The organism is Peribacillus sp. NPDC096448 (assembly GCF_044762675.1).
GTDB lineage: Bacteria > Bacillota > Bacilli > Bacillales > DSM-1321 > Peribacillus > Peribacillus frigoritolerans_B.
Window position 1 is genome coordinate 1 of the sequence record NZ_JBIWEU010000028.1, and the last position, 13,403, is coordinate 13,403.

General features: G+C 39.8%; 13 protein-coding genes and 2 pseudogenes. 4 read left to right on the forward strand and 11 right to left on the reverse strand.

The window, feature by feature from the left end:
- The first annotated feature begins 223 nt into the window (after nt 1-223).
- Nucleotides 224-778, forward strand: coding sequence for an HPP family protein (locus ACIQ0C_RS25165; protein WP_403065166.1), 555 nt, complete (start codon nt 224-226; stop codon nt 776-778).
- Nucleotides 779-936: 158 nt separating this feature from the next.
- Here the strand turns inward: ACIQ0C_RS25165 and ACIQ0C_RS25170 are convergent, their stop codons facing one another.
- A complete protein-coding gene (locus ACIQ0C_RS25170) occupies nt 937-2,049 on the reverse strand; it encodes a DNA alkylation repair protein (RefSeq protein WP_403065169.1) in 1,113 nt (370 codons plus the stop codon).
- Between the two features lie 98 nt (nt 2,050-2,147).
- Between ACIQ0C_RS25170 and ACIQ0C_RS25175 the strand changes: the two are divergent.
- Nucleotides 2,148-2,251 (forward strand): annotated as a pseudogene (locus ACIQ0C_RS25175) (IS6 family transposase); the annotation flags it as partial.
- Nucleotides 2,252-2,582: 331 nt separating this feature from the next.
- Here ACIQ0C_RS25175 and ACIQ0C_RS25180 read toward each other — a convergent pair.
- From ACIQ0C_RS25180 to ACIQ0C_RS25215, 8 genes and pseudogenes are all read right to left on the reverse strand, one after another.
- On the reverse strand, nt 2,583-3,377 hold the full coding sequence (locus ACIQ0C_RS25180) for an XdhC family protein (RefSeq protein ID WP_057276140.1): 795 nt from the start codon (nt 3,375-3,377) through the stop codon (nt 2,583-2,585).
- 26 nt (nt 3,378-3,403) lie between these two features.
- Entirely contained in the window at nt 3,404-4,270 is an 867-nt protein-coding gene (locus tag ACIQ0C_RS25185) for an FAD binding domain-containing protein (protein ID WP_403065174.1), read from the reverse strand.
- On the reverse strand, nt 4,267-4,731 hold the full coding sequence (locus ACIQ0C_RS25190; RefSeq protein WP_034312987.1) for a (2Fe-2S)-binding protein: 465 nt from the start codon (nt 4,729-4,731) through the stop codon (nt 4,267-4,269). The genes ACIQ0C_RS25185 and ACIQ0C_RS25190 overlap by 4 nt, the downstream gene beginning before the upstream one ends.
- On the reverse strand, nt 4,728-6,887 hold the full coding sequence (locus tag ACIQ0C_RS25195) for a xanthine dehydrogenase family protein molybdopterin-binding subunit (RefSeq protein WP_403065177.1): 2,160 nt from the start codon (nt 6,885-6,887) through the stop codon (nt 4,728-4,730). Before ACIQ0C_RS25195 ends, ACIQ0C_RS25190 begins: the two co-directional genes overlap by 4 nt.
- A gap of 135 nt (nt 6,888-7,022) precedes the next feature.
- Entirely contained in the window at nt 7,023-7,622 is a 600-nt protein-coding gene (locus ACIQ0C_RS25200) for a nucleotidyltransferase family protein (RefSeq protein ID WP_403065180.1), read from the reverse strand.
- Nucleotides 7,623-8,137: 515 nt separating this feature from the next.
- Complete coding sequence (locus ACIQ0C_RS25205) at nt 8,138-9,040, reverse strand: aldo/keto reductase (protein ID WP_403065183.1); 903 nt, start codon at nt 9,038-9,040, stop codon at nt 8,138-8,140.
- A 252-nt stretch (nt 9,041-9,292) separates the two neighbouring features.
- Nucleotides 9,293-9,496, reverse strand: coding sequence for a PTS sugar transporter subunit IIA (locus ACIQ0C_RS25210; protein WP_403065186.1), 204 nt, complete (start codon nt 9,494-9,496; stop codon nt 9,293-9,295).
- Nucleotides 9,483-9,656, reverse strand: a pseudogene (locus ACIQ0C_RS25215) (PTS transporter subunit EIIC); the annotation flags it as partial. The pseudogene ACIQ0C_RS25215 and the gene ACIQ0C_RS25210, both read right to left, overlap by 14 nt.
- A gap of 374 nt (nt 9,657-10,030) precedes the next feature.
- Between ACIQ0C_RS25215 and ACIQ0C_RS25220 the strand changes: the two are divergent.
- Nucleotides 10,031-10,303 (forward strand): ribbon-helix-helix domain-containing protein, encoded by a 273-nt coding sequence (locus ACIQ0C_RS25220; protein WP_403065189.1) that lies wholly within the window; start codon nt 10,031-10,033, stop codon nt 10,301-10,303.
- A gap of 119 nt (nt 10,304-10,422) precedes the next feature.
- Here the strand turns inward: ACIQ0C_RS25220 and ACIQ0C_RS25225 are convergent, their stop codons facing one another.
- Nucleotides 10,423-10,842, reverse strand: coding sequence for a VOC family protein (locus tag ACIQ0C_RS25225; RefSeq protein ID WP_403065192.1), 420 nt, complete (start codon nt 10,840-10,842; stop codon nt 10,423-10,425).
- A gap of 295 nt (nt 10,843-11,137) precedes the next feature.
- On the opposite strand from ACIQ0C_RS25225, the gene ACIQ0C_RS25230 reads away from it, so the two are divergent.
- Complete coding sequence (locus ACIQ0C_RS25230; protein ID WP_403065265.1) at nt 11,138-11,377, forward strand: potassium channel family protein; 240 nt, start codon at nt 11,138-11,140, stop codon at nt 11,375-11,377.
- A 355-nt stretch (nt 11,378-11,732) separates the two neighbouring features.
- Here ACIQ0C_RS25230 and abc-f read toward each other — a convergent pair whose 3' ends face one another.
- Nucleotides 11,733-13,367 (reverse strand): ribosomal protection-like ABC-F family protein, encoded by a 1,635-nt coding sequence (abc-f, locus tag ACIQ0C_RS25235; RefSeq protein ID WP_403065195.1) that lies wholly within the window; start codon nt 13,365-13,367, stop codon nt 11,733-11,735.
- Nucleotides 13,368-13,403 lie beyond the last annotated feature (36 nt).

The following is a 13,403-nucleotide window of genomic DNA, read 5'->3' on the forward strand; positions in this document are numbered from 1 at the left end:
ACCCCACAGGCGCAAGTGCGCCGAGGAGGCTCCCGGACCGCCCGCGGAAAGCGAGTGCCTGAAGTGGAAATCAACGTCAAAATTTGTACAAGCCCCAAAAAACTGTAGACAACTTATATAAGTTGGCTTTTTTTATGGATTTTCAAACTAACCTTTAAAAATGGTTTTGACAGGTTAATTTATTTCATGTAAAGTCTAATTATATAAATAAGGAGGGGGCATTTTGGACCGTATTTCAGTAGCGAGACATAAAGAAAAACGCTTTTTTCATATCCGTTATTTATCTAAGATGAAGGGAAAAGGAAGAAGCCCTTTACAGATAAATGTAAAGGACGCGATAACGGGACTGTTTGGGGGATTTTTAACTATATTCGCTTTAATTCTCTTAACAAAAATAACATCAACAGTGTGGTTAATGGCTCCATTTGGCGCCAGCTGTGTACTGGCGTTCGGTCTTTGGAACGCTCCATTATCACAGCCGCGAAATATTATTGGCGGCCATTTTGTTTCAACATTCGTAGGTTTAGCTTCCTTTCATTTTTTTGGCGATGAACCTTGGGCAATCGGCTTGGCTGTGGGATTAGCAATTGCGGTGATGATGCTGACAAAAACGACGCACCCGCCAGCTGGGGCAGACCCGCTTGTAGTCATGCTTGGCCAGTATAGCTGGAGTTATTTATTTACGCCTGTTTTAGCTGGTGCCGTGTTAATCGTTTTACTGGCATTGTTAATTAATAATTTGCGCAGTAATCGGAGCTATCCAACTTTTTGGATTTGATTGCTTTTTAAAGTGTAATTAGATAAAGTAAAAAGTAATTTTACCATGTTTCACTATCATGAAAAAGTTAAAAACGAGGAACTCTCAGGGTCCTCGTTTGTCAGTTATAAGTGCTGGTATTCCTGTAAATTAAGATCTCCCACGCCTTTCAATATCCTTTATCTTCCATCATTTAGTTTGACATGCGTTTCGGCAACTTCCACACCATTTACTAGGAGTGATATTCGGTGGATTCCCATGTAATGTCGACGTGTCGTCAGGTCTTTCCAATTGTGAATCCTCACTCTTTCAACCCCTTCACCATGTGAAAAATCCCTATCAGCCAAAAGGAAAATTTTACGGGAAGTTTTCTGATTGGCTTTTACAAAATCGATGGCGTACTCAATACGAAGTTTCGCCGTATTCTTCGCGTCCACTTGAAACCTGAAATGAAGCTCACTGGTTTCCCCAATAAAAATCGAGTCTGGTTCATTTCTAATAAATGCATTTGTAATGATATTCGGATTATTCAATATATCCGTGTATCCAAATAATGAAAGGACTTCTGGATCTGCTTGCCGAACAAGGGTCCGGCATCCCCGACGGACAATCCAAATCGTGTTGGGTTCTCCGCTTTCATACCAGCGCTTGGCAGTTTCTATTACGGTTTTGGAATGGTCTTTGGCAATATCATTCAAGTTATTGGCCACACTTTTGCGAACATATAGGGATGGATCATTTTTCAGGTTCTCAAGTAATTCCAAGACTGGTGCGGGATCGGATTTGAACATCGGTAAAGCTTGGCCCCAAGGTAACCTGGGCCTGCACCCCTCACTTGCCAGCCTGCGGACATGCTCATCATCATGATTGGTCCATTCCTTCACCTTCTCGATCATTAAAACGGGATCAAGCAAGATAAAAGCACGGATGGCAAATTCGGAGGATGACCCTGCAGTAAAACGCTCCAACGCATCTAGCGATAATGGCCAATCTTTCTTATTCAATCCATGTACCTCTACAAAATCCGGGAAAAATAAATATCTAAACCCTTCACAATCCTTATCAAGCCGATACAAAATATCCAAAGCCTCTTGATAATCACTTGGGAGATGCTTTCCAAGAATAATCGAAATATGTCTAATTCGTTCCTTTAACTTTCTTTCGTTCCAATGCTCATCCATAACTTTCCCAATGAACGATTCAGTAGAAAAAGAAGGATACACGCCTCTTACTTTTTCACTGAATTCACGAATGAACGTTTCATTATATAAATCCTTTAAAGGCTCAGCCATTTCATTCACTTCTTTTCTTCAGGTTAAATTTGCTTTTGGATACTTGCACTACTTATCAGCTATCATTTCAACTTATGTTATGCACTCTCATCCATAGAGCGATGCATATCATTAAAAAAGGACAGCTTACTTTACAGAACAAGTCTGTCCAAAATCAAGTGAAGTTCATTCATCACTATTCGGAATGGCTGATAAGAGCTGATTCTATAGGAATCTATATCCCTCTTTCCAATGTATGTAATCTTTGCACCAGAACCCGTTTCCCATAAGTCCATCTAATATCCCCATACAAAATCCCTCCCGAAATTTTCCTTTGTGTATAGTATGATAGTAGTAGCATATAAAGTAAAATATTCCTACCATATTAATGAATTAATCAAAACGACAAAAAGCCCACTCTGAAGAGCAAGGGACTGCTTCTAGCCTTTATCAAGAAAAAAGGTCAGTCCCACTGTGTTAATACTTTAACACAGCGGTGACTGACCCCATTGTCTATTAGACATTTTGATTTTAGCTTTATCTGACCTTTCTACTTATCTATTTAATTGTTTCACTTTTACAGGCTTTTTTTCCTTGCTTAATTTGATGATTTGTCCGATAATACTGATGGCAATTTCTTCTGATGTTTCCGAGTCAATTTCCAATCCGATTGGAGAATGGACCTGCTCCAACTGTTCTTGCGTGACCCCTTCACTTTTTAACTTTTCAAATATGCTTATGACCTTGCGTTTACTGGCTACCATCCCAACATATGCAATCGGAAATTGCAGAGCCGTTTTTAATACAATATCATCACAATCTTTTGTAACAATTACCACATATGATTTTTCATTAAGGTTGGCTGCGAGCAAAGCCTTTCCAATATCCTCGTTCACAAAAAGGTTTGCCGCATTCGGAAAGCGTTCCTTTGTACAATAACCAACGCGATCATCGACAATGCAATAAGGATATTCGAGGAAATCAGCGAGCTTTGCCAACGCATGGCCTAAATGACCGGCCCCAGCCAGAATGAGTTCAGGCCTGCTTGTATAGACTTCAATAAAGACCCGTAACGTGCCGCCACAATTCATCTGAATTCCGTCTTTTGCATGTTTATTCAATTTATATTCAACGATTTTCGATTGGCCATTTTGGATCGCCTTTACACTATCTTCGATCACATAGTGTTCAGCCAAGCCCCCTCCGACAGTCCCTTCAATGGTACCATCCCGGTAGACAATCATTTTTCCAACATGCCTGGGAGTCGAGCCCTTTGATTCAATAATCATGGCTAAAGCAAAGGTTTCGTTTTGACGCGTCAGCATGGCCACTTTTTCCATCAGCTGCATATAAAGCTCCCCCCTATCTTTAAACATTAATTCGGTTGATATTGCTTCATGCTAAGAAAATAACGTAAAAGATGTAACGCAACGGTTTTTCTGTAAGCCGCAGTGGAGCGCTGATCGTCGATTGGTCTAATGATCTTTTCGAAGGCTGCCACAATTTCAGCGATGTCTGCATCGGCTAATGGTATCGTTTTTCCAACCAGCTTCTTCTCAATATCAATGGAACGAACAATCGTTGGTCCGACCGCCCCGAAGGCAAATCGAATGTCATCGATTCGATCTTTGCTTATCCGGACGAAACCCGCAAACGATACTTTGGCAATGGCATCTGCGTTGCGGTTGCCGACTTTCTCGAAAACAACATGTGAATCTCCTAATACGAACGGCAGAATAATCTCCGTTACTATTTCATTGTGAAAGCGTTGAACCTGTCGTGGACCTTGAATGAAATCGCTGATCGCAACCATGCGATCACCATTTACGGAGCGCAACAGAAGCTTTGCATTGTATACATATAATAAAGGAAGCATGTCACCGGCTGGAGAGGCGTTGCAAATATTACCGCCTAATGTTCCCCGGTTTCTAATTGCCGGGGCAGCTATTGTTTTAATTGCATTCTTTAAAGCAAAAGGAATCAACGGATTTTCAAGTAATTCACTATAGGTACAGCAGGCCCCGATGTGGAGATCCTTGTGATGTTGATACACCTGCTTTAATTCGGAAAGATGATTAATAAAAACAATCGGTTTAGGGATTTTTGGAGGTACTCCCCTTCTACTTTTGTGAAGAACCATAACATCGGTGCCTCCGGCCATGATTACACAATCTTCTCTATTCAATTGGCTCAAAGTTTCGTCTAAACGCTCGAAGCGATACGCTATTATTTTCTCTATCATAAGCCATCACCTTTTTTAGCTGCTAGGTTAATCGCCTCAACAATCATATTGTAGCCCGTACATCGGCACAGATTTCCGGAGATGCCCTCACGAATTTCAGCCTCTGAAGGATGAGGATTTTCAGATAACAAAGCTGCACTTGCCATAATCATTCCCGGTATGCAATAGCCGCATTGCACTCCCCCGGCGATGGAATAGCTTTCATCTAAAATTTTAAATTGTTCCGTTTCAATGATGCCTTCGATCGTTTGAATATCGGCACCAGCAATCGAGCCAATTGGAATAAGGCAGCTGTTTTGCAGGAGGTTATTCACAAAAACACTGCAGGCTCCGCACTCCCCTTCACCACAGCCTTCCTTTGTTCCGATTAACTCAAACTCATCTCTTAATAAATCTAGTAATCTTGCTGTAGCAGGGGCGTCAGTTTCTACCGTTCTTCCATTTAGTGTGAATTTAATCAACCCTCTTCACCTTCTTTCATCCAAAGACTTTCAATAATGGCTTCCGGTGTAATCGGAATTTGCTGAAAAGAAGTGTGCAGGGCATCCTCAATCGCCGCTTGGACTGCTGGAGCGCCTCCGATTAAAGTCAATTCACCTGCGCCCTTCGCCCCGTATGGACCGTCAGCATAGGGGTTATCAAAGACCTTGCTTTCAATTGAAACAACATCCAATGAAGTCGGCGGTCCATAATCCGATATGCTTTTTTGTTGGATTCTACCTTGTTTTGACGTCATCTTTTCTAGATAACCGTATGCTAGCCCTTGAGCCAAACCACCGTCAATTTGGCCTTTCATAATCCGTTCATCGATGACCTTCCCAACTTCATAATTGCCGTATACTTTTTCTAACTTTAAATTACCTGTTAACGTATCAACTTCTACTTCAACAATATTAACGCCCCATGAATAAGCCGGGTAGGCATCTCCAGTGAAGGTTTTCTCGTCCCAAGGAATCATTTCACGGTGAACATAGTGCTCAACTACTTCCTGTTCCACCCCTGTTTGCCACTGATTCTTAAGTTTTTTTGCGGCCCGTTCAAGCAATTTTCCGACAATCATCGTCGTCCTGGAAGCTACGGTCGGACCCGAGTCGGGCACCTCTTTTGTGTCGGGATAAGGGTACAAAATATCTTCGAACGGGAGGTTAAGTTCTTTGGCGACAATTTTACACAACGTCGTCAAAATACCTTGTCCCATATCAGAGTTTGAGATTTTTAGTGATACCTGGTCGTCCTTTGATTTAACCAGTTTCACCTTTGCTTTAATATGATCTCTTTCGCCACTGCCAGTAAATCCACAGCCGTGGAGGAACAGCGAAGTTCCTATGCCTTTTTTATAGCGCTGATTTTGTTGATTTAAGCGCTGAAAGTCTTCTTTTTTCTTTTTGTATTCTGACACGTTGAGTACGTCCTCAATCATTTCTTCCACTAATATCGGGTCGCGGAATTTACCTTTGGTGATGGTGGGGTCTCCTTGTTTGACGAGGTATTTTCGTTTATATTCAAGCGGGTCGATTTTTGCCAGTTTACTAAGATGTCCAATATGACTTTCGATTCCGGCAAAGCTTTGGGGAGCACCAAAGCCTCTGAAGGCGCCGTTCGGAACGGTATTGGTTTTTAAGACAAAGCCTTTTGCATGAAAATGCGGAATTTTATAAACACCGGCACTGTTTATTAATGCGCGCTGCAGCACGACAGAGCTCAATCCCACATTTGCCCCTCCATCGAGAAAGATGTCAACACACATGCTCAAAATATTACCTTCCTTATCAAGGGCCGTCCGATATTTGAGTTTGGCCGGATGCCTTTTCGTCGTTACCAGCATATCCTCAGAACGGTCGAACACGAGCATTACCGATTTTTTGACTGCTCTTGCGGCAACGGCTACGTGACAAGCCATCATAGAAGGATAATCTTCTTTGCCGCCAAAACCTCCGCCGGTAGGACTTTGAACAACTCTGACTTCATCGTCACCACAGGCTAATGCGCTTAGCAATGCATTTTTTATATAATAAAGACATTGCATCGATCCCTGGACGACAATTTCATCATCCTTATAAACGGCGAGCATTCCTTGCGGCTCAAGATAGACATGCTCCTGATAACCCGTATCATATTCTTCTTCGATGATTTGATGGGCTCCCTGCTCGATAGCTGAAATGTTTTCTAAGCTTTCCCCAAATTCATAGCTTGCCAAAACTAAGGATACTGATTTTTGCTTGATCGCTTCGTCCAATGTATAGATAGCCTGATGTTCTTCAAATTCAACCTTCACTTCATTTAATAATCTGTACAGGATATCCAGGTCTTTGCCCGTGAGCATGAGAATTGGCTCACCAATATAATTGACCCACTCATTGGCAAAAATGGGCTGATCTTCTTTGATAATTTTGACATAATTCGGTCCGGGGATATGCTCTGCTCCAACAGCTTCATACCCTTCCGGAAGGTTAGGTAATTGAATGGATATGATTTTTCCATAAGCAATTGGCGATCGATACAAAACACCATAAACCATATTTTCCACTTTCACGTCACTAATATAGGGCAACTGGCCCGATACTTTACCTTTATGGTCCTTTTTGGGCACTGAGGTGCTTATGTCTTTGAGATTCATTGCAACAACACCCTTCGACTCATTTTTTTAATGGGACATATTCTGAATAGAAACCTCTTCCTATGATTTTATCTATGAGAATGAACTTTTATGATTCATTTCTATTCAAGATTTTCGTAGTTTTTAATTTTATTTTTACTTCGAGAAATTTAAAGCATTATCATAATCAATGGCTTTTTGGTAATCCTCCGGTGTATCAACATCCATTAATACTCCCGCATCATCTACATTCATGTATTGCTTTTCGTAACCGCCCAGGACCACACGCAAATTACTTTCTGGATTGGTTTCGAGAATTTTCTGTTTCACTTCGCTTGATAATTTAATGGGATGGCCGCCTTTATAGTCAAAGCTGGGAATAACCACGTTTCCTTTGTGTTTTGCTAGTAGCTGAATAGTTTCTTTTTTTACAAGCGGACAATCGCCGGGTGTTATAAAGAAGGTTGGGGCATTTACTTCGCTGCAGCCCTTTTGAATGGAATGAAACATTCCCTGGTTAAAGTTTTCATTATAAACAAACTTGATCTGAAATGAATAGGCATTTTCACTGATGATTTTGATAATTTCCTCTTGGATGATTTTCGCTTGAAATCCAGCTACGACGATGACCCTGCTGCATAATCCTTCAAATTTAGAGATCGTTTGCTCCAACACGCTCATTTGCCCCATCGGCAAAGTCATTTTAAATGCATTCGCTCGGCTGGAATATCCAGCAGCTAGGACGATTGCTTCCATATTCGTCACCTTCTACCTATCATTTTTCTTAATTCTCACAATAAAAGCACAAGCGGTGTAAGGATTTGCTGTATGGACTATTAAGAGAACATTGATTGTTTATGTTTTGAATTTTAATTAAACAATCTGGATAGTGTTTTTTCTTTATATGCATAAAAGCCTCATTATATTACTTATTAACCAACTTGATACAATTTTTAAAATATCAAAAGATATAAAGAGACAATACATAATCCTTATTTATAATTCACAAAGACCACTGTTAGTGAGAGACAAATAGTAGGTATTGAGCAAGGATTATCTGAAAGTCCAGAAGATAGGACATGAATACCTTCCATTAAATCCCTTTTAACCTTTTCGTATCCATAAATTAGCACTAAAAAAAATTCACCAAAAATCATTTTGTTTGAAAAGTGAAAGTCCATCTCGTCATTGTTTGAAATTTAAGAATGGGGACCTCTTTACGGAGGTCCCCATTAATGAAGGCAAGGTTTCTTGTTAAACGGTACAATTCATTACGGAATATCATGTCCCATCGAGCTTGTGAATATGTTAAACCATTGCTCTTTTTCCATGCTTAAGTTTAGTGAATCTATGGCGCTGTCCAACCGTTCTTTCTTACCGGATCCAACGATTGGTATGATTTTTGCGGGATGTTTCAATAGCCATGCATACATCACTTCATCTATTCCATTGGCACCGATTTCTTCTTTCACGATTTCTAACGTTTTTCTTAAGCGGACAGCCTTTTCATTCGACTCCTCAAAGATGCTTCCTCCTGCAAGCGGTGACCATGCCATCGGCGCAACGCCTTTTTCCTGACATAAGTTCAAGGTTCCATCTTCGAAGTTTTCAAGATTGTATGCAGAAAGCTCCAGCTGATTCGTCACAAGCGGATATTCTAGATAAGATTGAAGCATATCCCATTGCGGTTTTTTGAAGTTCGATACTCCAAAGTTTCGGACCTTCCCTGATTCCTTCAATTGATTAAACGCCTCAGCCGTTTCCGCCGGGTCCATCAGGGGATCCGGACGATGGATAAGTAATAGATCAATATAATCCGTTTTAAGATTCATAAGTGATTGTTCAACAGACTTTATGACATGGCTTTTACTTGTATCGTAATGGTGACTTTTATTGGAAGGACGGTTTTCTGATTGGAGAACGATGCCACATTTCGTAACGATCTCCATTTTATCGCGTAAAGAAGGCTTTAATGAAAGTGCATTCCCAAAATTCTCCTCACACGTATAACTTCCATATATATCGGCATGATCATATGTTGTGATGCCCCGTTCCATTCCATATTCAATAAGAGATAAGATTTCCTCGGCAGAAATTCTCCAATCTGCCAATCTCCACATACCGTGTACAATGCGTGAAAGACTAAGCTCTTCAGTTAGATTGACTCTTTGCATGTTTTTCTCCCCTTTGATCTTGCTAATTAGTTGTTTGTTTTTTCCTATCATGACTATCTGTGTCAGTATCTATAGCTACTGCCACAAACCTTAGTATAATTTAAGTTTTCGGAGAATCCTAATCTTGAGTGACCCTTATCTGCCATAATTATTTAGCTTAGTTTCATGAAGAAATATATCGCCGCCTTCTCGTGCAAGTTCACACGTTATGAACATAAGAAAAAGGCTGCCGCAGCAACCTCCTGAATATTGTTAGTTCTTTTGAGTTTTCTCGTGTAATTCCACGATTTCTATCGCTAAATCTTTTGTTGTCATGGAAGTCATCAAGTGATCTTGAGCATGGATCAAGAGCATTGGAATATCGAATTTCTCACCATTTATTTCTTGTTGAATCAATGCGGTTTGGATTTTATGTGCAGCAACAAATTCATGTTCCGCTTCCTTCGTCATATCCATCGATTGGAAAATTCAATAAAATAACAAAGAATGAGCCAATGATCGTCAGTGGGAGTGTTACTAAAACACCGTGCCTGATTGCCAGCAGATGTCTTTGTGAACCAATTTTGTTTGCAACTGGAAGCACTTTCATTTCGAGTAACCCCATAAAATTATTCAATAACTTTTCCCCCTTTTAATTAAGAGTCCGGAAAAACAAACAATTCCAATAAATAAACATCATAACGTTATATTCATTATGTCAATATTTTTATTGAAAATATGATTTGTGTTATAAACTTTGAAACCTTAGAATAAATAGTGCTGTTATATATTCGCTGTTGATAAAAAAAGTACAAACCCTGCTCTTGAATCCCGCAAAAGCACAAAAAAAAAAGCAGGAAATTGATCACTGTCAATTTCCTGCTTTCTTTTTTGAAATCACTTTTCATTTCCAGAATTGAGGGGCCAAAATGAACCACAAGCATGCACATTTCCCAACACTATATTTGTTTAACCCCAATGAAAGGTATATGATAGATTAAAAGACTGAAGGTGGAACGGCCTATCAATTCTGAAACGAGAAAACCAATAAACATTACCCTCAATCCGTACTTGACTAATAGACTCGCTAATCTGGCTGAAGAAAGAGGTATCCCCATCGAAAGACTGATGGATAAAGCAGTGGACTTGCTTCTTGAATACATGGAAGATAATGAGACCGTTAATCAGGTGAAATACAGTAATAACAAAGCGATTGAAAAAAATAAAGAATTGATTGCAAAAAGCAGAGAATTCATCAATAAAAAACAAGCACGTAACCCCTAGGAAAGTACTTGTTTCATACTGTAGGCAAATTCATTGAAATTCGATTTGCCTACATTTTTTTTGTATTAAAATAGAAGAATTAATCTGAGGTATGAAAAAAATGCTCTCTAAACATGATTCTATACACCATCCCACAGCGGATTCCAAACGACTTCCCAAAGGTGTCCATCAGGGTCTTGAAAGTGTGCAGAATATCCTCCCCAGAAAGTGTCATGTGCCGGGTCGGTTATGATCGCGCCAGCATTTTTGGCTTTTTCCAGCACAATATTCACTTCTTCTTTACTTCCTACGTTGTGACCAATGGTAAATTCAGAAGGACTTGCCGGAGACAAAGGAACCTTGGCCTCATGAGCTATATCCTTTCGGTTCCATATGGCAAGTTTTAGGCCTTCTTGCAGGTCGAAAAAGGCAACGGCCCCATGTTCAAATTCTTTGCCCACTATTCCTTCTGTTTGAAATCCCAGGCCATCCCGATAGAATTCCAGCGATTTTTCCAAATCATCCACACCTAATGTAATGACAGTAATACGCGGTTTCATGATTGTCCTCCTTCTTACTCACATTCTTCTATTGGTTACAACTTTTTTAGTACAACGAAATCAAAAAAACAAGTTTTTTTTCAATCCAAACTGAATTCCTGTATAGTAGAATGATTAACTGATCAAGTTCGAATATTAAGATTTACTCATTCACTTTACTTAAATTGTAATGAACCGAAAGGAAAAGCGATTACCGATGATTTCATTTATCCTCACCTTGAAACGTTTTCTAAAAGCTCTGTGGTCCGCCTTTAAATTGAAGAACTTCCAGGTTCTTTTCATATTGGTCCTCGTTATGTTATTTTCCGGTACAATTTTCTATGTTAAGCAGGAAGGTCTGACTGTGATTGAATCCCTATACTTCTGTGTTGTAACTCTTAGTACCGTTGGGCATCCCAGTTTTGAACCGCAGACAACATTTGGAAAAGTATTTACAATGATTTATATTATAGGCGGCACTGGATTATTTATGGGCTTAATAGGATACCTAGCATACGCAATCATAAAGAAACCGGAAAACGAGAGCAAAATCTGAATGCTTAGGAATGCTTATAATAATTGGCATTCAAAAAAGGACCAAGTGAAGGGTCTCCTACTGAAGTTTGAGCAGGGACCTTAATTCCCCTATATATTGGTTATCTTCAGTTGTTTTGGTCACAAGTCTATCAGTGGCAAAATACGGAGAAATGATATTCATCGCACTTTACTTCCTTCCCCCATTGAGTGTCATCAATTCTAATCGAATCTCATTCCAGATAAGTCCCTTCTACATAAACTTGGTTAATTATAACATCTTCCATCTTCTTTATTAATTTTCACTAATCCATTTTATTGGTATTTCAAGTGTAAAAGTCCCCTCTCGATTGAGAAGGGACTTTAATGGGTTGCACTTAACCTTCAAGCTCCTTTTTCTTGTTCAATAGATGGAGGTATTCCCTATCCAATTCCACCTTTTCCTCTACCTTCATAACACTGGACAGTTTCCCAAGTGTCTCGATTATTTGCACTTCAATCATAAGTAGTTCAGCCTGTTTATCTTTATCTTGATGATCATCCTTGTGAGAAGCCGATTTTGTTGATTCCTGATTGATAGCACTTACTCTCGGAGGTTCATTTTCAATTGAAAGTGAATGTGTTGCAAGCGATTGGATCAATGAACGATCATGAGTCACAAAAACGATCGTTCCTGGATATGCTTTTAACACTTCGGTTAAAGCCTCTTTAGTATGAATGTCCAGATAATTTGTAGGTTCATCCAAAACCAGTACATTATAATTCCCCAAAAAAACTTTTGCTAGGGAAGCCCTGACACGTTCCCCACCGCTTAAAAGTGATACTTGTTTATGGACGTCATTTCCTTTAAAAGCTAATCGTGATAATAACGTACGAATAAAGGCTTGATTGTAGGGACTGTCCTCCAATATATTGTCAAGAACCGTTTTACTTTCATTTAAATTTTCTTGTTGTTGGGCAAAAAATCCAATCTTTGCTGGCTTCGCAACATATAAATCTGGGTGCCTTTCCACTATCTTTTTCAATAAAGTCGTTTTTCCTGAACCATTTTGACCATTGATGGCGAGTCTGCAAGCTAAGGGGACATCTCCAAAGATATGTTGTTTCAGCACCCTTGATCCGACTTTCAGGGAACAGCCATTAAATCGAATGACCCTTTTGCTATGCAAAGATGGAAATTCTGAAATATCAAAGATGATGGGGGGATCTTCCCTCGGTTTTTCTTTTTTTGCTAATTTTTCGATTCGAGTTTCAATCGCTTCAGCAGAACGGTTCAATTTCGCCTTCTGTTTCCCGGAGCTCCGTTTATGCAGCCTTGCTTCTGAATTACCCATTCGTTTAGGGGCTTTCCTAATTGAATCGGATTTGGCTTGGAGGTTTTGTGCAGCTTGTTTCAACCGATTCTTTTCGCGGGTATACTCTTCATATTGCTTATTTTCCTTTTCTTTTTTTGCTTGCTTCTGTTTGATATACGCTTCGTAATTCCCTTCATATGCAGTTACCTTGCCTTGCTCAACTTCCCATATTGTTGTACACAGATGATTTAAGAATGCTTTATCATGTGAAGTAAGCAAAATAGCGCCATTAAAAGACTTTAAATCCTTTTCCAATTGTTCAATTCCGGATAAATCCAAATGGCTGGTAGGTTCATCCGCAATCAATACATCCGCATTGGAAGAAAGAGCTGCAGCGATTTTTCTTCGAGTACGTTCACCGCCGCTTATGATTTCTTGATTCTCATTGGGCAGTTTCCATATGCTCTTCAATACCCCGCTTATTTCTTGTTCGGTTTCTTCTATTTGCGGGATATAGCTGATTGTTCCATAGCTCTCTATATGACCGGTATCGGGTTCCCTAACGCCCGCGAGTATAGAAAGCAAGGTCGTTTTACCTTCGCCATTCCTGCCAACCAAACCAACACGGTCATGACTGTAAAGATGAAGTGAATCAACAGAAAGAACTTCACGGTTCGCGTAGCTTTTCTTTAAATCAGTCGCTTTTAAAAATAACATGAAAAATCCCCCTCTATTTTTCTAGAGAGAGATCGC